At 65.5% G+C, this 19463-nt stretch carries 17 protein-coding genes; 8 read left to right on the plus strand and 9 right to left on the minus strand.

The genetic code is table 11. The features are described from left to right. Positions 1-18: 18 nt before the first annotated feature. From UW3_RS26655 to UW3_RS0107860, 3 genes are all read right to left on the minus strand, one after another. Positions 19-2679 (minus strand): DUF4132 domain-containing protein, encoded by a 2661-nt coding sequence (locus UW3_RS26655; RefSeq protein WP_010221780.1) that lies wholly within the window; start codon positions 2677-2679, stop codon positions 19-21. Between the two features lie 3 nt (positions 2680-2682). Further along, positions 2683-3078 (minus strand): hypothetical protein, encoded by a 396-nt coding sequence (locus tag UW3_RS0107855; protein WP_010221781.1) that lies wholly within the window; start codon positions 3076-3078, stop codon positions 2683-2685. 81 nt (positions 3079-3159) lie between these two features. Then, a complete protein-coding gene (locus tag UW3_RS0107860) occupies positions 3160-3975 on the minus strand; it encodes an AraC family transcriptional regulator (protein ID WP_010221782.1) in 816 nt (271 codons plus the stop codon). Between the two features lie 79 nt (positions 3976-4054). On the opposite strand from UW3_RS0107860, the gene UW3_RS0107865 reads away from it, so the two are divergent. Next, positions 4055-5047, plus strand: coding sequence for a bile acid:sodium symporter family protein (locus tag UW3_RS0107865; RefSeq protein WP_010221783.1), 993 nt, complete (start codon positions 4055-4057; stop codon positions 5045-5047). On the opposite strand, the gene UW3_RS0107870 is transcribed toward UW3_RS0107865, so the two are convergent. The 4 genes from UW3_RS0107870 to UW3_RS0107885 form a co-directional block, all read right to left on the minus strand. Beyond that, positions 5028-5945 (minus strand): bestrophin family protein, encoded by a 918-nt coding sequence (locus UW3_RS0107870; protein WP_010221784.1) that lies wholly within the window; start codon positions 5943-5945, stop codon positions 5028-5030. The two genes, UW3_RS0107865 and UW3_RS0107870, sit on opposite strands and share 20 nt — an antisense overlap. Before the next feature lie 113 nt (positions 5946-6058). After that, entirely contained in the window at positions 6059-6964 is a 906-nt protein-coding gene (locus UW3_RS0107875; RefSeq protein WP_010221785.1) for a hypothetical protein, read from the minus strand. A gap of 101 nt (positions 6965-7065) precedes the next feature. Further along, positions 7066-7785, minus strand: coding sequence for a DUF899 domain-containing protein (locus UW3_RS0107880; protein ID WP_010221786.1), 720 nt, complete (start codon positions 7783-7785; stop codon positions 7066-7068). Positions 7786-8063: 278 nt separating this feature from the next. Then, on the minus strand, positions 8064-8720 hold the full coding sequence (locus UW3_RS0107885) for an HAD family hydrolase (RefSeq protein ID WP_010221787.1): 657 nt from the start codon (positions 8718-8720) through the stop codon (positions 8064-8066). Between the two features lie 77 nt (positions 8721-8797). Between UW3_RS0107885 and lexA the strand changes: the two genes are divergently transcribed. From lexA to UW3_RS0107905, 4 genes are read left to right on the plus strand one after another with little or no spacing between them, the layout of a single operon-like run. Further along, positions 8798-9415 carry a transcriptional repressor LexA gene (lexA, locus tag UW3_RS0107890; RefSeq protein WP_026001228.1) on the plus strand — a complete coding sequence of 206 codons (618 nt, stop codon included), beginning with the start codon at positions 8798-8800 and terminating at the stop codon, positions 9413-9415. Continuing rightward, positions 9415-10032 carry a translesion DNA synthesis-associated protein ImuA gene (gene imuA / locus UW3_RS0107895; RefSeq protein WP_010221789.1) on the plus strand — a complete coding sequence of 206 codons (618 nt, stop codon included), beginning with the start codon at positions 9415-9417 and terminating at the stop codon, positions 10030-10032. The genes lexA and imuA overlap by 1 nt, the downstream gene beginning before the upstream one ends. 6 nt (positions 10033-10038) lie before the next feature. Further along, positions 10039-11454, plus strand: coding sequence for a Y-family DNA polymerase (locus tag UW3_RS0107900; RefSeq protein WP_010221790.1), 1416 nt, complete (start codon positions 10039-10041; stop codon positions 11452-11454). Next, a complete protein-coding gene (locus UW3_RS0107905) occupies positions 11430-14534 on the plus strand; it encodes an error-prone DNA polymerase (RefSeq protein ID WP_202802426.1) in 3105 nt (1034 codons plus the stop codon). The genes UW3_RS0107900 and UW3_RS0107905 overlap by 25 nt, the downstream gene beginning before the upstream one ends. 90 nt (positions 14535-14624) lie before the next feature. Here the strand turns inward: UW3_RS0107905 and UW3_RS0107910 are convergent, their stop codons facing one another. Continuing rightward, the gene (locus tag UW3_RS0107910) at positions 14625-15452 is read right to left on the minus strand and encodes an aldo/keto reductase (RefSeq protein ID WP_010221792.1); all 828 of its coding nucleotides are present in this window, start codon (positions 15450-15452) and stop codon (positions 14625-14627) included. Next, entirely contained in the window at positions 15440-16345 is a 906-nt protein-coding gene (locus UW3_RS0107915; protein WP_010221793.1) for a LysR family transcriptional regulator, read from the minus strand. The genes UW3_RS0107910 and UW3_RS0107915 overlap by 13 nt, the downstream gene beginning before the upstream one ends. A gap of 137 nt (positions 16346-16482) precedes the next feature. Here UW3_RS0107915 and UW3_RS0107920 point away from each other — a divergent pair, with 137 nt between their 5' ends. The 3 genes from UW3_RS0107920 (at position 16483) to UW3_RS0107930 (ending at position 19441) form a co-directional block, all read left to right on the plus strand. Continuing rightward, positions 16483-17181 (plus strand): CoA transferase subunit A, encoded by a 699-nt coding sequence (locus tag UW3_RS0107920; RefSeq protein WP_010221794.1) that lies wholly within the window; start codon positions 16483-16485, stop codon positions 17179-17181. A gap of 29 nt (positions 17182-17210) precedes the next feature. Then, on the plus strand, positions 17211-17867 hold the full coding sequence (locus UW3_RS0107925; protein ID WP_010221795.1) for a CoA transferase subunit B: 657 nt from the start codon (positions 17211-17213) through the stop codon (positions 17865-17867). A gap of 143 nt (positions 17868-18010) precedes the next feature. After that, on the plus strand, positions 18011-19441 hold the full coding sequence (locus tag UW3_RS0107930) for a short-chain fatty acid transporter (RefSeq protein ID WP_010221796.1): 1431 nt from the start codon (positions 18011-18013) through the stop codon (positions 19439-19441). The last annotated feature ends 22 nt before the right edge of the window (positions 19442-19463 follow it).

Consider the following 19463-nt stretch of genomic DNA (forward strand, 5'->3'; position numbering starts at 1 on the left):
CAGCGGCGAACAGACAATCTACTTCAAGGCCAGCTGGCGGGTGATGGTCGGGTCGCTGATCTTGTCGTCGTCAATCAACAGCAGGGCCTTGGAGAGGATGATCGACAGCAGGGCGTCGCCCTCGAACGGCAGGTACTGCGGCGTGGTCTGCTGACGCGCCTTGGCGTCGGGGACGATGCACAGGTACTGATCGTTTGGCAGCATGAGGATGTTGCCCGAGCCCAGGTGGATCTTGTAGCTGCGCAGCTTGCCGGTGACTTCGAGGAAGCGCCCGTGCAGGGCCCATTTGTCTTTGAGCCGGGTCATGCGCGGCAGCAGTTTTTCCAGCAGCTGCTTGCGCGTTTGCGCGGTGGCGCCCAGTTCGCCGAACGAATGGTTGTGCCAGTAATCGCGGTAGCGGCCGTCCGGCCCGCCGTCGGCCCACAGCGGGTCGTTGGCCAGCGAGGCGACGCCGACGAACAGGTCGACATCGCGCATCACTTCGCTGAGCACCAGCGCCGGGACCTGCTCCAGTGGCAAGGGCGCGGCATCGTCGGCGTTGTCCCAGCGGTTCACGGCATAGCCGCCGCCACCGGCATGGGCGCTGCGTTGCGCGGCATCGATGGCGTAGAAGCGTACCTGGTCGGTGCTCAGACGCAGGAAGGCGCCGGCTTCGTTGGTGTCGACGCCATAGTCGTCACCCACGCCCTCGATCCAGAACTCGGCACGCAAGCCCCAGGCCGGCAGCTCGCGGGTGGCCGGCGGATAGCTGTCGTCGACCATCAGCCGCAGCTTGTTGCGCCAGCCGCGGGCGGCGGCCAGGGCGTGGAACTGGTGCTGACGCAGAATGTGCGCGGCGAAGCGGTTGGAGTAGGTGGCGGTGTTGCGCTCGGCTTCGGTCAGCAGGTAGACCTCGCGGTGGGCCTGCTTGAACGGCTGGGTGATCTGCAGCGCTTCGATACGCTCGCGCCAGGCGAGGACCTCATCCAGCGGGCGGCCGATCGGATGCCAGAGGCGTACTTCGGCCTCGCTGGACGGGGTAACGGTGTTGCCATCGAGGCTTTGCAGTTCGCCCTCGGTGAACACCACGGCGTGCTGCTGGCCGGCTTCGCTGATCACCCAGATCAGCCGCCGCGCCAGGGTGCCGATCAACGGGTGGTCGAGGTAGCGCTCCTGCCATTGGCCGAACGGCCAGTGCTTTTCCAGCAGGAACAGGCTGTCCAGGCGTTCGGCCTGGGCCGGCAACATGGCGCCGATGTCCTTGAGCGCACCTTGCAGCTCCTTGAGCTCTTCCTTGTATTGAGCCTTGACCTTGGCCGGCACCGATTTCTGCGGTGTGCCGTCGGCGCGCAACCAGCTCAGGGTGGCGCTCTTGCCATCGACTTTAAGCTCGGCGACAAGCGCGCCATCATCGAAACTTTCGCGGCGCAGGCCGACCTGTTCCAGGCCGTAGGTCGGCACGCCGAGTTCTTCGATCTGGTCACGCGGCAACTGCAGGGCCTGGGCGGCGCTGGTGAAGGCTTTTTCGATTTCCTTTTGCGCCGTGCCGAACTTGACCCGTACCTTGAGCAGGGCCAGTTGCCCGACCGCTTCGCTGCTGGGGATCGAGGACAGGGCGAACACCGCCGCGTTGCCGACCTTCGGTGCCCGCGGGCCGATGCCGCGCACCTTGCGGTAGGCGCTCAGGGCCAGGCGGGCGATGGCCCGGGTCAGTTCGCTGTCGGCCAGCGGCGCGCTCATCCACAGCAGACCGCGCAGCACCGTGGCGTTGCCATCGTGCATGCGCGCGCGGTCATCGCTGCTTTCCCAGCCAACGTTGAGCAGTGCGCCGCAGCGCCCGGCATCGACCCGCGCAAACCAGCGCAGCAGGGCCTCGCGCAGTGCGCCTTCACCGACCTTGTGCAGCAGCGCCTGGGCGTTCTTCAGCCACTTCGCCGACGGTCGCGCCGAGGTCGCCGCAGCGGCCTGACGCAACAGCGCCAACCAGTCTTCGCGCACCTCGGGGCTGAATTGCTCGAGGTCTTCCAGGGCCAATTGAGTCCAGTGTTCGCAGGGCGCCAGTACCTGCCAGGCGCCGTTGCCCAGCAGCGGGTCGAGCTTGGCCATCAGCTGTTCGCCAAAGTTGCCGTAGTGACCGAGGTCAGCGCACTGGCTGCGCAGCATGATCAGCAGATCGCGCAGGTTGTCGGGTATGTGCTTGAAGTGCTGCTCGATGACCCAGTCAGTCACGGTCAAGGTCGGCAGGGTGCCGTAATAGGCAAAGCGGTAGCTGGTAAACCATTGCAGCACCGGCTCGGCCAGTTGCCCGACATCGGCGCCGTTCTCCATCAGCCAGGTCATCAACGCTGGCAGTACGCCGTAGTCGAAGACATGGGAAAAGGCATGGCCTGCACTGGCCGTGCTCAGTTCACCGTTGTAGGCCACCACCCGTTCGATCAGCGCCAGCACCAGGCGCGTGCGAAACGCCGGGTCGGGGCTCAGGGCCATGACTGCCGGCAGTTTGCTCAAGGCAAAGACCATGGCATCGGGGCGACCGTGGATCTTCTGCAGCAGCGGCAGCAACTCGCCGATCAGCTCATGCTCGTGGCGCAGTTCGGAGCTGGCCAGCAGCGGGTAGCCGTCCGGGCCGATGTGTTCGACCGGGCCCAGCTCGGTTTGCGGGCGATCGTGGCGAAACGCCTGAAGTTGTTCCAGGGCCATGGTTCAGCCTCCTACCAGCGGGGTCAGTTTGATGAAATTGACCACGCTGTCGTGGCGGATGGTCAGGACTTCGTCGAGGCTTTCGGCCTGACGTTCGTCGAGGAGGATGAAAAAGCCATTGCGCGCGAAGGCGTCGCAGGCGATGTCGACCTGCTTGCGCCAGTCGATGTTCGCACGCTCGATGGGAGGCTCACCGTTGAGCGCGGCTTCCAGCGGCTCGGGGCTGACCAGGCGCTGGCGCCGGCTGTGGCCGGTGTCGTTGTTGCGCAGCTGGACTTCCTGGTGAACCCGCTCGCGGATCAACTGGCGCACGGTGATGGTGTCGGTGGCAAAGTGCAGGGCGAAATCGTCGAAGACTTCGCCCGAAACCGACTCGTCGCGGACGGTGAGCGTTGCCATGGGAACTCCTTTTCTGGCAAGAGGCAAAACGGATGGGCGCAAGGGTATCAGGCTGGCTCGGGGATTTCGATGCGCAGGCGCTTAGTGTTCGCTGCTGCTGATTCGCGCGCGAAAGAACTCACCCGGCGGCAGGCCGAACTGCTTGCCGAAGGCGGCGATAAACGCCGATAGCGACTCATAGCCGCAGGCCAGGGCCACGTCGGTGACCCGCTCGCCGCGCTCAAGGGCGGGCAGGGCGCTGAGCAGGCGCATGCGCTGGCGCCAGAGGCGAAAGCTCAAGCCGGTTTCACGTTGAAAGCGCCGGCTCAGGGTTTTCTCCGACACGCCGGCCTGCTGCGCCCAGGCGGTCAGCCCGGTAGGCGAATCGGGATGTGCCTGCAGGTGGCGGCACAGTGCGCGCAGGTCATGGTCAAGCGGCAGCGGCAGCATCAATTGTTGTTGTTCGGCGTGCTCCAGTTGATCGAGCAGCACCTGCGCCAGGCGCCCGTCCGGGCCCGCAGTGTCGTATTCCACCGGCAGTTCGCTGAAGGTCCGGATCAGCTCGCGCAACAGCGGATTGACCGCGATCACCCGGCACTGCGGATCGCTCCAGCCTGCCGGCGCCTGCTCCAGGTAAAGGCTGCGCAGGCAGGTGTCCTCGGCGCAGCTGACCCGGTGCTGGACCTGCGCCGGCACCCACACCGCCCGCTGTGGCGGCACCAGGTAGAAACCCTGGTCGCTGTGCACCTCCAGCACCCCGCGAATGGCATAGGACAACTGCCCCCATGGATGGGCATGGCGGTAGCCGAGCACCACGTTGGGCAGCGCCTGCACATGGCCATACAGCGGGCGCGGCAGTTCGGTCAGCTGCTCCAGTGACGGCGGGGCGACGGCAGGCGGTTGTCCTTTTGGCGACACTGGCGGGGCGCTGGCGTTAGTGAAAGTCGGGCAAAGACCTTAACGTCTGCAGCGCCACAATAACAAGCTGGGAGCGGCCATGAAGTACCTGCGGATGCTGTTCGACAATTTCACCCTGGCGTTGCTCGGGGTCATCCTCATTGCCACCCTGTTGCCCTGCGAAGGCAGTGGCGCCGTGGTGTTCGGCTGGCTGACCAACCTCGCCATCGGCCTGCTGTTCTTTTTGCATGGCGCCAAGTTGTCGCGCGAGGCGGTCGCCGCTGGTGCCGGGCATTGGCGCCTGCACCTGCTGGTATTTGCCTGCACCTTCGTGATGTTCCCGTTGCTGGGCATGCTGTTCAAGCCCTTGTTCCTGCCGCTGGTGGGCGATGAGCTGTACCTGGGCGTGCTGTACCTGTGCGCCTTGCCGGCCACGGTGCAGTCGGCCATCGCCTTTACCTCGCTGGCCCGCGGCAACGTGCCGGCGGCGATCTGCAGCGCGGCCGCGTCGAGCCTGCTGGGCATCGTACTGACGCCGTTGCTGGTGGTGCTGCTGATGGACGTCGAAGGTGACAGCGGCTCGAGCCTGGATGCAGTGCTGAAGATCGTTGCGCAACTGCTGGTGCCGTTCGTGGCCGGGCAACTGGCGCGGCGCTGGATCGGCAGCTGGGTAGCGCGCAATGCACGCTGGTTGAAGCGCGTCGACCAGGGCTCGATTCTGCTGGTGGTCTACACCGCCTTCAGCGATGCGCTGGTCAGCGGCCTGTGGCATGCGGTACCGCCGTCGCGGTTGCTGGGCCTGGCGCTGGTCTGCTGCCTGCTGCTGGCCGTGGTGCTGTGGCTGACCAGCGCGCTGGGGCGCTGGCTGGGCTTCAACCTCGAAGACCGCATCACGATCCTGTTTGCCGGCTCGAAAAAGAGCATGGCCACCGGCGTGCCGATGGCCCAGGTGCTGTTCGTGGGCGGTGGCATTGGCGCGATGATCTTGCCCTTGATGCTGTTTCACCAGCTCCAGTTGATGGTCTGTGCAGTGTTGGCCCAGCGCTATGCCGCGCGCAGCGACGAGCCTGCGCTTACAACAGAACCCCTTTGACCGGTTGCAATTGCGCCGGCGCCGCTGCGCCTTCGAGCTCGCGCACGGCGATTTCCAGGTTGCGACACATGGCATCCAGGGCCAGGTCGTTGGGCTGGGTGTCGAACGGGTCGGCAATCTGGTCGCCCAGGGCATCCAGGCCGAAGAAGGTGTAGGCCAGCACGCACACGGCAAAGGGCGTGAACCAGCCGATGCTGTCGACCAGGCAGAACGGCAGCAAAAAGCAGTAGACGTGGACGATGCGGTGCAACATGAGGATGTAGGGGTAGGGGATGGGCGTGTTCTTGATCCGCTCGCAGCCGCCCAGCACGTACGACAGCCGGTTGAGCTGCTGATCGAGGTTGGCCTGGATCACCTCGCCGGCACCGGCGTCGCGAGCCTGGGCCATGAAGCGCTGACCGAGCACGCCAAGCAGGCGGCTGGCGGGCGCATCGCTGCTGGCCAGGGCAGTGCGTGTCGACGTGTCGAGCAGGCGCTGGCGATCGGCACTGGCCGGGCTGCCGCGCAACTGGTCGCGCAGCACGTAGGCGAAGGCGATCAGCGGGTCAAGCAGGGCGCGGCGCTGGCTGGCGTCGAGGTCGGGCAGCAGGCTGAGGGTCTGGCGGGTCAGGTTGCGGCTGACGATCAGCAGCTCGCCCCACAGCGTGCGCGCTTCCCAGAAGCGCTGGTAGGCCACGGTGTTGCGAAAGCCGAGGAAGATCGCCAGGGTCAGGCCCCAGAGGGTGAAGGGCGTGGCAGTGAGGATTACCTTGTACTCGAACAGGGTACCGTGGGTGGCCACCACCGCCGAGCTGATCAGTACGGTGTACAGCACCTTGCGCCAGATGGCCGGGATGATCGAGCCCTTGAGCGAGAACAGCAGGACGCGGATGGAGGGTTTTTGCGGCTGGATGATCATGCGAGGCAAGCCTTGGCAGTGGCGCGAAAATATCCGCGCCACTGTAAGGCAAAGACGCCTGCGGTAGCTAGGCGCTGCAGAAGGTGAGGAGCCTAGCAACTCACCTGGGCAGGCTAGGCCGTTGTTAAGGTGAAGTTGTCGAGGTAGGCGTAGTCTCGGCAGATGACCACGATCCAGGCAATCTGTTCGCCGTCTGGAGCGTTGTATTTCACCTCATGATCCCTGGGCTCTCCGGTGTATGACAAAGTGGCCAGCAGGTTGCCATGCAGCCCATAGAACTCGACCTCACCAGGAAATTGCTTCCAGGTCCAGAAGAACTTCAGCTCGGAGCAAGGGAGCACAGGAGTGATCTGCAGTTTTTGCGGATTGTTCGGCTGATGGTGCTGTTGGCGTTGAAGTGTGATGGCTGGACCTTCTCGCATTCCGGGTTCTGCGGCTGTCGGTTCGATGAAGGCTTTGATGCCCAGAGGATCTTCGAGGAGCTTGATGGTCATGGTCTTGCGTAGCAGTTGAATTTCCTCACCCTGGGAAATCGTTTGTGCAGGCTGACCATCGAGGTTTTCGGTGATGGTAACTGGGTATATCCGGATATCGTCGAAGCTGAAATCCCCGCCATGGTCACTGCCGTTGCCGGTATCGTCACGACCGATCAGTTCGATAGCGTGGGAATGTTCGCGGGCGCGGAACTGCCAGCGAAGGATCTGCCATTCAGGTGCGGTGACAGCAAACTCGCCCTCGAGGGGGATGCCATCCAGCTCAAATGACAGGTGAGGGGTCTTGGAGCTGTTGCCGTTGCGTTTTACCTGCATCGACAGATGATAGTCAGTGTCGGGCACAAGGCCTGTCAGTTCCTTACTGATCACCCTGCCCAACAGGTTACCGGCAAAGTCTTCGAAGTGCGCCCAGTGGTTGGCGCCGTCGGAGGTCACCGCCAGGGTCTGGCCGTTGGGGCCTTTCTGCCAGCCGTTCCATGGGTTAATGCGGGATTCGAAATCGGTGTGATCGATCAACAGTTCCATACGCCTTGCCTCCGGGGTGGTGCCTGTCGGTCGACAGGCCTCGGTGCATTCGAGCACCGCCAGGGCGTGCTGGCTACTGGCAAAAATACCAGGTACCGCGGCTATTCATGGCAGCAGTGGGGTGGTTGGGCGACGTCTTCGTAACGGTCATGGTGGCGCACCCAGTCCATGGTGCCTTCCTCGTTGCGGCCCTTGGGCATCAGGTCGAGGAAGTTATAGGTGCCGACCAGAATGTCCAGGCCGCGGGCAAAGCTTGAGTAGGTATGAAACAGCATGCCGTCGGCATCGCGGTAGAACACGCTGAGGCCCGGCAGCTCGGTTTCCTCGCCCGAATACGGCGCGTAGTTGTACTGATCGCTGCCCTTGCCGCCGACGCCGAAGTCCTGGTTGAAGCTGCTGGCATGCGACGAGACCCAGGGGAACCTCCAGCCCATGCGTTGCCTGAACGCCTGGAACTGGGCGTACGGTGCACGGGATACTGCCACCAGCGACACATCGTGATGGGCCAGGTGCAGGTTGGCGCCGTCGAAATGGTCGGCCAGGAACGAACAGCCGGGGCAGCCTTCCTCCCAGCCTTCGCCGAACATGAAGTGGTAGACCAGCAGCTGGCTGCGGCCGGCGAACAGCTCGGCGAGGTTCAGGCGGCCCTCGGGGCCTTCGAAGCGGTAGTCCTGTTCGACCCGTACCCAGGGCAGGGCGCGGCGGGCTTTGCTCAGTTCATCGCGTTGGTGGGTCAGGGCCTTTTCATGCAGCAACAGCTGGCGGCGGGCGCTGAGCCATTCGCTGCGCGAGACCACCTGGGGGTTTTGATAGTTGTCCATGGGCACGGCTCCGCTGGGGGAATGTACTCATGGTCGATTGTCGGGTGGGGGATTCGACAGGGGTGAATGCAGGGCTGATGAACGGTGGTGAATTCATCGCGGGTCAAGCCCGCTCCCACAGGTTTTGCATCAACCCTTTGTGGCTGGCTTTAAGCCCCCACAGACCCACTGTGGGAGCGGGCTTGACCCGCGATGAGGCCAGTACAGCCAACTCATCAAGTGGTGCCCGGATTACGACCGCTTCGCGCTCGATCGCGGGGCAAGGCCCGCTCCCACTTTCAGCCAGACATCCGCCCGATCAACGCCCACAAGCGCTCATCCTCAAAATCCTTCACCACCAACTGCGCACCGGCCTCAAGCAAGGCTTCAGGCCGCTGGCTGGTAGACAGCCCGACGGTGAAGATCCCCGCACCACTGGCCGCCTTCACCCCCGGCAGCGAATCCTCGAACGCCAGCGAATGCGCCGCCCGTGCCTGCAGGCGCTCAAGGCCGGTGAGGTAGGGCAGCGGGTCGGGCTTGGCCCGGGCCAGCTCTTCGGCCACCAGTACATGTTCAAAGCGTTCATTCAGGCCCATGGCGCCGAGCATGTGCACGGCGTTGGCCCGCGGCGCGTTGGTGACCACGGCAACGCCGATGCGCCGGTGCTCGGCATGTTCGAGCAGGCGCAGCAGGCCGGCGGTGGGCTGCAAGGTCGGTGACAGGGCGCGAAAACGCGCCTCCTTGCGCTCGGCAAATAGCTGGTGCTCGCTCACCGGCCGGTCCGGGAACAGGTAACGGCACAGGTCGGCATTGGCCCGGCCGCTGACGTGGGCATCGAACTCCGCTTCGGTGAACACCCGGCCTTCTTCGAGCAACAGCTGTTGCATGGCCAGCAGGTGGAGTTTGTCGGTATCGGTCAGGGTACCGTCGAGGTCGAACAACAGGGCATCAAGCATGGTCGGCTTCCGCTGCGGTGGCCGGCCATGATAACCGGATCAGCGGGGCTGGTCAGATACGTAGGAAAAGAGTACAAATGTACTCCATGAATACACTGTCGCCCAAACGCCGCGCTATCCTCGACTTCATTCGTCAGCGCATCGCCGATCAGGCTCAGCCGCCGAGCCTGGCCGACATCGCCACGGCCTTCGGTTTTGCCTCGCGCAGTGTCGCGCGCAAGCATATCCAGGCGCTGACCGAGGCCGGCTTCATCGCGGTCACGCCCAACCAGGCCCGTGGCATTCGCCTGGCCGGCGTCTTGCGCCGCCCCGAGGTGCTGGAGATCCCGGTGCTCGGTCAGGTCGCCGCTGGCCGGCCGATCGGCCCGGACGTGGATATCCACGAGCAACTGATGCTCGATTCACACCTGTTCAGCCGCTCCCCCGACTACCTGCTCAAGGTGCGGGGCGACTCGATGATCGACGACGGCATCCTCGACGGCGACTTGGTCGGCATCAAGCAGCAGGCCGACGCCCGTGACGGGCAGATCATCGTCGCGCGCCTGGACGGCGAGGTGACCATCAAGCGCTTTGAACGCGCCGGCGGGCATTACCGTCTGCTGCCGCGCAACCCGGCGTATGCCCCCATCGAGGTTGGCCCGGAGCACGACTTCGTCATCGAAGGGGTGTTCTGCGGCCTGGTGAGGCGCGGCTGATGGGCGCGGTGGTCAGCCTCGACGGCCTGCTCGACCAGCAACGGGTCTGGAAGGGCCGGCCGCAGGCCTTGCCCCAGGGCCTGCAGCCCACCGGTCATGCCGCCCTGGACGCGGCGCTGCCCGGTGGCGGCTGGCCGGCCGGGGCACTGACCGAACTGCTGCTGGCGGCAGAAGGCTGTGGCGAGCTGCAACTGCTGTGGCCGAGCCTGGCGCGCCTGACCCAGGCCGGCGAGCGGGTGGTACTGATTACCCCGCCGTTCATTCCCTACCCACCGGCCTGGCAGGCGGCAGGGGTCGATCTGCAGTGGTTGGCGGTGGTCCAGGCGGGGCCAAGCGAGGTGCTCTGGGCCGCCGAGCAGTGTTTGCGCTCGGGCAGTTGCGGCGCCGTGCTGTGCTGGCCGCATAAAGCGGATGACCGCGCCTTGCGCCGCTTGCAGGTCGCTGCCGAAAGCGGCCAGACCCTGGCCTTTGCCTGTCGCCCGCAACAGGCTGCGCTCAACCCGTCACCGGCGGCACTGCGCATTGCCGTCGATGCCCTGCCGGCCCAGTGGCGAGTGCTCAAGTGCCGCGGCGGCCTGGCCCCGGCCACGCCGATTGCCTGCCCCGGGCGAGGCTGATGGATCATGCTCTGGGCCTGTATCCTGCTGCCGCAGTTGGCACTCGACGCGGCACTGCGCGCCCGCGACGACGCCGATACGCCGCTGGTGCTGCTCAGCGGCCCGGCCCAGCGCCGGGTCTTGCAGGCGGTCAATCCACCGGCGGCCGCTTTGGGCCTGCGCGCCGGGCAGTCGCTGACCACCGCCCAGGCCCTGGCCGGCAGTTTTACCTGTGTCGAGCACGACCCGGCGGCCATCGAGCAGTTGCAGCAGTTTCTGGCCGCCTGGGCCTACCGCTTCAGCTCCCAGGTCAGCCTGCATTACCCGCGGGTGCTGTTGCTCGAAGTCGAATCCAGCCTTGGCCTGTTCGGGCCCTGGCCGGCCTTTGAGGCACGGCTGCGCGCCGAGCTGCGGGCGTTGGGCTTTCGTCACCGTATTGTCCTGGCCAGCAACCCGGTGGCGGCGCGCATGCTCGCCAATGTTCACGATGGCCTGGCCCTGGAGTGCCCGCAGCAAACCCGCGCGGCGCTGGAGCAGATGCCCATCGACCGTGTCGGCTTGCCCGCCGAGGCCGCCAGCGCCTTTGCCCGCATGGGCCTGCGCCAGCTCGGCCAGGTCCTGGCCTTGCCCCGTGATGCCCTGGCCCGGCGCTTTGCCGCGCCGGTGCAACTGCACCTGGACCGCCTGCTCGGGCGGCGGCCCATGGCCCTGGGATTCTATGTGCCGCCGGACCGTTTCGATGCGCGCCTGGAGCTGAACTTCGATGTCGAATCCCATCAGGCCTTGCTGTTCCCCCTGCGCCGCTTGATCAACGACCTTGCCGCCTTCCTTGCCGGGCGTGACAGTGGCGTGCAGCGTTTTGCCCTGCACCTGGAACATGCCGAAGGGCCCGATACGTGTGTGCCGGTCGGCCTGCTGGCGGCCGAGCGCGACCCTTCGCTGCTGTTCGAACTGGCCCGTGGCCGCCTTGAGCAACTGCAAATTGCCGCGCCGGTGCGCAACCTGCGCCTGCTGGCCGAAGACCTGCCGGCCTTCGTGCCGCAACGTAGCGAATTGTTCGACCCACGCCCGCAGCAGAACCAGCCCTGGGAGCAACTGCGCGAACGCCTGCGTGCACGGCTTGGCGACGAGGCGGTGCGCGGCCTCACGGCCCAGGCCGATCACCGCCCGGAATGCGCCTGGCACAGCGGCAACGGGCCGCGTCAGGCGCCGCCAGTGTCGAGTGCGCCGCGCCCGGGCTGGCTGCTGGTCGAGCCCCAGGCCTTGCCCGGCATCGGCGTGCAGTTGCTGACCGGCGCCGAGCGCATCGAGTCCGGCTGGTGGGACGGCGGCGATGTGCGCCGCGACTACTACCGGGTGCGTACTGCCAGCGGCTTGCAGGGCTGGGCCTACCGCACCCTCGGTGAAGACGGCCCGTTGTGGCTGCAGGGCTGGTTCGCATGAGCACGCCGGGTTATGCCGAGCTGCACTGCCTGTCCAACTTCAGCTTCCAGCGTGGCGCCTCCAGTGCCCAGGAGCTGTTCCAGCGCGCCCGCCAGCATGGCTACCAGGCGCTGGCGATCACCGACGAGTGCACCCTGGCCGGTATCGTCCGCGCCTGGCAGGCGGCCAGGGCGACGGGCCTGGCGCTGATCGTCGGCAGCGAAGTGCGCCTGCACAACGGCCCCAAGCTGGTGCTGCTGGCGGAGAACCTCAGCGGTTACCAGCACCTGTGCAAGCTCATCACCTTGGGCCGGCGACGGGCGAAGAAGGGCGAGTACCAGTTGCTGCGCGAAGATTTCGACAAACCCCTGGAGGGCCTGCTGGCGCTGTGGGTGCCGGACGGCGCCGAGGATGACCTGGCCACCGGCCGCTGGTTGCGCGAAGTGTTCGCCCAGCGGCTGTGGCTGGCGGTCGAGCTGCACCGTGGCCCGGATGACCCGCGGCGCCTGCAACAGCTGCTGGGCCTGGCCGCCAGCCTCGGCATCGCCGCGGTGGCCAGCGGCGATGTGCACATGCATGCCCGTGGCCGCCGCGCCCTGCAGGACAGCATGACTGCCATCCGCCACCACTGCAGCGTTGCCGAGGCCGGGCAGCGCCTGTTCGCCAATGGCGAGCGGCACCTGCGCCCGCTGGCGCAACTGGCCGAGCTGTATCCGCAAGCCCTGCTTGAAGAAAGCCTGCGCATTGCCGCGCGGTGCCGTTTCGACCTTGGCCAGTTGCGCTACCAGTACCCCCGCGAGCTGGTCCCCGAAGGCCAGACGGCCAGCGCCTGGCTGCGTCATCTGTGCGAGCAGGGCCAGCGCTGGCGCTGGCCCGAAGGTATCGGCGACAAGGCTCGCCAGTCCCTTGAACATGAGCTGGAACTGATTGCCGAGCTCAACTACGAAAGCTACTTCCTCACCGTCCATGACATCGTCAACTTCGCCCGGGGCCAGGGCATTCTCTGCCAGGGGCGCGGCTCGGCGGCCAACTCGGTGGTGTGTTACGTGCTCGGCATTACCGAACTGGACCCGTTGAAAAGCCACCTGCTGTTCGAGCGCTTCTTGTCCCGCGAGCGCGACGAGCCGCCGGACATCGACGTCGACTTCGAGCACGAGCGCCGCGAAGAGGTGCTGCAGTATGTGTTCCGCCGCTATGGCCGCCACCGCGCGGCGCTCACCGCGGTGGCCAGCACCTACCATGCCGCCGGTGCGGTGCGCGATATTGCCCGGGTGCTGGGCTTGCCGGCGCAGCAGATCAACGCCCTGGCCGATTGCTGCGGGCGCTGGAGCGACCGCTTGCCGCCGCCCGAGCAACTGCGCGAAGCCGGTTTCGACCCCGACAGCCCGCTGCTGCGCCGGGTATTGGCGTTGACCGGCGAGCTGATCGGCTTTCCCCGCCACCTGTCCCAGCACCCGGGCGGTTTCGTGATTTCCGAGCAGCCGCTGGACAGCCTGGTGCCGGTGGAAAACGCCGCCATGGAAGATCGCACGGTGATCCAGTGGGACAAGGACGACCTCGACCTGGTCGGCCTGCTCAAGGTCGATATCCTCGCCCTGGGCATGCTCAGCGCCTTGCGCCGCTGTTTCGACCTGCTGTATCGCCACCGTGGCCGCCAGCTGACCCTGGCCAGCATTCCGGCCGACTGCACGGCAACCTACGAAATGATCGGCCGCGCCGACACCGTCGGCGTGTTCCAGATCGAGTCGCGGGCGCAGATGGCCATGCTGCCGCGGCTCAAGCCGAAGAACTTCTACGACCTGGTGATCGAGGTGGCGATCGTTCGCCCCGGGCCGATCCAGGGCGACATGGTTCACCCGTACCTGCGCAGGCGCCAGGGCCTTGAGCCGGTGAACTATCCGTCCGAAGCCTTGCAGAAGGTCTTCGAGCGCACCCTCGGCGTGCCGTTGTTCCAAGAGCAGGTGATGGAGCTGGCGATGGTCGCCAGTGGTTACTCGGCGGGCGAGGCCGACCAGTTGCGCCGGGCCATGGCCGCCTGGAAGCGCCACGGTGGCCTTGAGCCGCACCGCGAGCGGTTGACCCGGGGCATGCTCGACAACGGCTACAGCGCAGAGTTTGCCGAGCGTATCTTCGAGCAGATCAAGGGCTTTGGTAGTTATGGCTTTCCTGAATCCCACGCCGCCAGCTTCGCCTTGCTGACCTACGCCAGCTGCTGGCTCAAGTGCCACGAGCCGGCGATCTTTGCCTGCGCGCTGATCAACAGCTGGCCCATGGGCTTCTACAGCCCCGACCAGATCTTGCAGGACGCCCGCCGTCACCGCATCGAGATCCGCCCGGTGGATGTCTGCCACAGCGACTGGGACTGCAGCCTGGAGCCGGGGGCAGGGCAGGCCCTGGCCATTCGCCTGGGCCTGCGCCAGGTGCGCGGCTTTCGTCAGCAGGATGCCCAGCGTATCGAGCAGGCCCGGGCCGAGCGCGGCTGGCGCGATGTCAGTGACCTGTGCCAACGGGCACGCCTGGATGCCCGCGCCCGTGAGCTGCTGGCCGATGCCGGGGCCTTGCGTGGCCTGGCCAGCGACCGCTACCGGGCGCGCTGGAGCGTGGCGGCGGTGCAGGCGCAACTGCCGTTGTTCGCCGGCATAGAGGCACCGCTGGAAGCCCCGGTGGATTTACCGCAGCCGTCGCTGAGCGAGGACATGTTCGCCGACTACGCCAGTGTCGGCACCACCCTCGGCCCGCACCCGCTGACCTTGTTGCGCCGCCGCCTCACGGCCCTGGGCTGTCGCAGTGCGCAGGCGCTGGAGCAGGCCGAACACGGCGACCGGGTCAGCGTGGCGGGGCTGGTGACTGGGCGTCAGCGGCCGGGGACGGCCAGCGGGGTGACTTTCGTCACCCTTGAAGACGAGTTCGGCAACGTCAACGTAGTGGTCTGGCGCGACTTGGCCGAGCGTCAGCGCCGGGTGCTGGTGGGCGCGCAACTGATGCGGGTGACTGGGCGGCTGGAGTGCGAGAGCGGGGTGCGGCATCTGATTGCCCAGCGCCTGGAGGATCTGAGTCCGCTGTTGCAGGGGCTGGATGTGCGGAGCCGGGATTTCCATTGATTGGGGCTGCTACGCAGCCCATCGCCGGCAACGCCCCACAGGGGATCGGTGGGGAGCTGGCTTGCCAGCGATGAGGCCCTCAGAAACGCCTCAAACCATCGACAGATGCTGCTTGCGCGTCGGCGGAGCAAAGGCCCGGTCTATCGCCCGCAAGTCTTCATGGCTGAGTACCAGGTTAGCCGCCGCCGCGTTCAGGCGCACATGCTCAAGGTTCACCGCCTTGGGAATGGCGATCACGCCGTCCTGGCGAATCACCCAGGCCAGGCTCACCTGCGCCGGCGTTGCGCCATGGCGCTCGGCAATCTCGGCCAGGGTCGGGTGCTTGAGCAAGCGACCGGCCTGGGCCAGCGGGCAGTAGGCCATGGTCGGCAGCTGGCGCTTGTGGCTCCAGGGCAGCAGGTCGTATTCGATGCCGCGCTGGGCCGGGTTGTACAGCACCTGGTTGACGGCGCAATCGCGGCTCACCTGATACAGCTCGCGCAGGTCATCGACATCGAAGTTGGACACCCCCCAACGGCCGATCTTGCCCTCGACGCGCAAGCGCTCGAAGGCTTCGACGGTTTCCGTCAGCGGGTACTGGCCGCGCCAGTGCAGCAGGTACAGGTCGATATGATCGGTGCCAAGGCGTTGCAAGCTACGTTCGCAAGCTGCCGGAATACCCTTGAGGCTGGCGTTGTGCGGGTACACCTTGCTGACCAGAAACACGTTGTCGCGGCGCCCGGCAATGGCCTTGCCGACGACCTTTTCCGCACCCCCTTCGGCGTACATCTCGGCCGTGTCGATCAGGCTCAGGCCCAGCTCGATGCCGTGCTGCAAGGCGGCGACTTCGGCGGGCTGCCGGCCCGGGTCCTCGCCCATGTACCAGGTGCCCTGGCCGATGGCCGGGACGTTGTGTTCGGCAAGTTTCACGGTACGCATGTCACCTCCTGTGGGCGGATATGTTCAAGCAATACGTCCAGCAGCGCCTGGGCCGCTGCCGAGAGTTTATGGTCGGCCAACATCGTGACGCCAATGCGCCGTTCGATACTCGGCTCCACCAGCGGCACGCAACGCGCGCCCAGCTCCTGCATCTGGCCGATGCACAGCGCCGGCACGGCACTCACGCCCAAGCCGTTGGCAACCATACGGCCAATGGTCGACAGTTGATGGCTTTCGAACGCCACCGCCAGCTTGCCGTGTTCGGCGGCCAGGTGCTGTTCGAGCAGCAAGCGCACTGCCGAGGGGCGTTGCAGGGCGATGAAGTCTTCGGCCAGCAGTTCGCGCCAGCTCACCTGGGCCTGTTGCGCCAGCGGCGAGTCGGCCGGTACCACGGCGACGAAGCGGTCCAGGTACAGCGGCTTGAAGCGCAGTGGCTCGCTGGCTTCAGGCTCGAAACCGATGCCCAGTTCGACGCGTCGGTGGCGGACCAGCTCCAGCACCTGTTCGTTGATCACATCGTGCACGGTGACGTTGACCCGTGGGTAGCGCTGGCGAAACACCTTCAGCGCCGCTGGCAGCAGGTTACCGGCAAAGGCCGGCATGGCCGCAATCGCCACCCGTCCAAGCTGCAGGGTAAAGCGCTGGCGCAGCAGCTCTTCGGTGTTGTCCCAGTCGGCCAGCAGTTGCCGGGCCAGGGGTAGCAACACTTCGCCCTCCGGGGTCAGGCTGACGCTGCGGGTCGTGCGGCTGAGCAGGGCGCCGCCGAGGTTGTCCTCCAGGGCCTTGATGGTCAGGCTCAAGGCCGGCTGCGACAGGTGCAGGCGTTCGCCCGCCTGGGCAAAGCTCTGGTACTTGGCGACGGTAACGAAAGCGCGCAACTGTTTGACGTTCATCGGACTGGACTATTGTTTTGGAAAATTTATTAAACGATCATAAAAACAAAATTAACAAATAAGTGCCCAGGGGTGAAGATGGCGCAAACGCTCGCCGACACCCCTGTCGGATCAACAACTACAAAAGGCGGATCAGCATGGCCGGACTGGACAAGCGCGTAGCAACCTATGAACAGGCTCTTGAAGGCCTGACCGACAACATGACGGTACTGGCTGGGGGTTTCGGCCTGTGCGGCATCCCGGAAAACCTCATCGGCGAAATCAAGCGCCGTGGTGTCAAGGGCCTGACCGTGGTCTCCAACAACTGCGGTGTCGACGGCTTTGGCCTGGGCGTGCTGCTCGAAGACCACCAGATCCGCAAGATGGTCGCCTCCTACGTGGGCGAGAACGCCGAGTTCGAGCGCCAGCTGCTCAGCGGCGAGCTGGAAGTGGAACTCACCCCGCAAGGCACCCTGGCCGAGAAGATGCGCGCCGGCGGCGCCGGGATCCCGGCCTTCTTCACCGCCACCGGCTACGGCACCCCGGTGGCCGACGGCAAGGAAGTGCGCGAGTTCAACGGCCGCAAGTACATCCTCGAAGAAGCCATCACCGGTGACTTCGCCATCGTCAAGGGCTGGAAGGCCGACCACTACGGCAACGTGGTGTACCGCAACACCGCGCAGAACTTCAATCCGCTGGCCGCCACCGCCGGCAAGATCACCGTGGTCGAGGTCGAAGAGATCGTCGAGCCGGGCGTGCTGTTGCCGAGCGAAATCCATACCCCGGGCATCTATGTCGACCGGGTCATCGTCGGCACGTTCGAGAAGCGTATCGAAAAACGCACCGTCAAAGCCTGACCCGATAGAACAATAAAGAGATCCTGACCATGGCACTTACCCGCGAACAAATGGCACAACGCGTAGCCCGCGAACTCAAGGACGGCTACTACGTCAACCTCGGCATTGGCATCCCGACCCTGGTGGCCAACTACGTCCCGACCGATATGGACGTGATGCTGCAATCGGAAAACGGCTTGCTCGGCATGGGTGAATTCCCAACCGAAGGGCAACTGGACGCCGACATGATCAACGCCGGCAAACAGACCGTGACCGCCCGCACGGGCGCCTCGATCTTCAACTCGGCCGAGTCCTTCGCCATGATCCGCGGCGGTCACGTCGACCTCACCGTGCTCGGCGCCTTTGAAGTGGACGTGGAAGGCAACATCGCCTCGTGGATGATCCCCGGCAAGCTGGTCAAGGGCATGGGCGGGGCGATGGACCTGGTGGCCGGTGCCGACAACATCATCGTCACCATGACCCACGCCTCCAAGGACGGTGAGTCCAAGCTGCTGCCGCGCTGCAGCCTGCCGCTGACCGGTGCCGGTTGCATCCGCAAGGTGCTGACCGACCTGGCTTACCTTGAGATCGAAAACGGCGCCTTCATCCTGCGCGAAACCGCGCCGGGGGTGTCGGTTGAAGAGATCATCGAGAAGACCGCTGGCAAGTTGATTGTGGCGGACGATGTCAAAGAGATGACCTTCTGATTTGAGTTTCGTGTAGACCTTGCTGGCCTCATCGCTGGCAAGCCAGCTCCCACAGGTTCGGTGTAGAGACGACCGTGTGGGGGGTGGTTTGCCAGCGATGGGGCCTTGTGCCGTTTCGATAAAGCCAATAAAAGGAAATTTCCGTGGCCGCTGATATTCAAGACAGCCGCTCCGCCCGCTTTGCCCTGCGTTGTTCGAACTGGGCCGAACGCTGGTTCCCCGACTCCTGGGTGTTCGCCGCGCTGGCCGTGGTGCTGGTAGCGGTCGCCGCCATCGCCATGGGCGCCAAGCCCACCGACACTGCCAAGGCCTTCGGTGACGGCTTCTGGAGCTTGATCCCGTTCACCATGCAAATGGCCTTCGTGGTCATCGGTGGTTATGTGGTGGCCAGTTCGCCGCCTGCGGTCAGGCTCATCGACCGCCTGGCGCGAATTCCCAAGAACGGTCGCTCGGCGGTGTGCTGGGTGGCGCTGATCTCGATGGTCGCGTCCTTGCTCAACTGGGGCCTGTCGCTGGTGTTCGGCGGCCTGCTGGTCCGTGCCCTGGCGCGCCGCAGCGATTTGAACATGGACTACCGTGCTGCCGGTGCAGCCGCCTATCTGGGCCTGGGCGCGGTCTGGGCCCTGGGCTTGTCGTCTTCGGCCGCGCAATTGCAGGCCAACCCGGCCAGCCTGCCGCCATCGATCCTGGCGATCACCGGGGTGATCCCGTTCACCGAAACCATCTTCCTCTGGCAATCGGGGGTGATGCTCGCCGCCCTGGTGGTGGTCTCGCTGGTCGTGGCCTATGCCACCGCACCCGGTCCGGGCAGCGCCCGCAGCGCCGAGGCCTGTGGCGTCGACCCGAGCTTCTCGGCGCCGCCGCCGCCCCAGCGGACCCGCCCGGGCGAGTGGCTGGAATACAGCCCGATCCTGATCCTGTTGCTGGTGGCGCTGGCAGCCGGCTGGCTGTACAACGAATTCTCGAGCAAACCTGCGATCACTGCGATTTCCGGGCTGAACACTTACAACCTGCTGTTCATCATGACCGGCGCCTTGCTGCACTGGCGTCCGCGCAGCTTTCTCGACGCAGTGGCCCGGGCGGTGCCGACCACCACCGGGGTGCTGATCCAGTTCCCGCTGTACGGCTCGATCGCGGCGATCCTGACCCAGGTCCAGGGCGCCGATGCACAAAGCCTGGCGCACCACATCTCGACCTTCTTCGTACAGATCGCCACCCACGATACCTACGCCTTGTTGATGGGCGTGTACTCGGCTGTGCTGGGGTTCTTCATCCCGTCGGGTGGCGGCAAGTGGATCATCGAAGCGCCCTACGTGATGCTGGTGGCCAATGACCTGCAGTACCACCTGGGCTGGGCGGTGCAGATCTACAACGCCGCCGAGGCGCTGCCGAACCTGATCAACCCGTTCTACATGCTGCCGCTGTTGGGCGTGCTGGGGCTCAAGGCCCGCGACCTGATCGGCTTCTCGTTCGTGCAGTTGCTGGTGCACGTGCCGCTGGTGCTGTTCCTGCTGTGGATCCTCGGCACTACCTTGCAGTACACGCCGCCGGTGATGCCGACCCCGGCGGGTTGATTGAGCCCGCTCCCACAGTCTG

Source organism: Pseudomonas donghuensis, from assembly GCF_000259195.1.
Taxonomy (GTDB): Bacteria; Pseudomonadota; Gammaproteobacteria; order Pseudomonadales; family Pseudomonadaceae; genus Aquipseudomonas; species Aquipseudomonas donghuensis.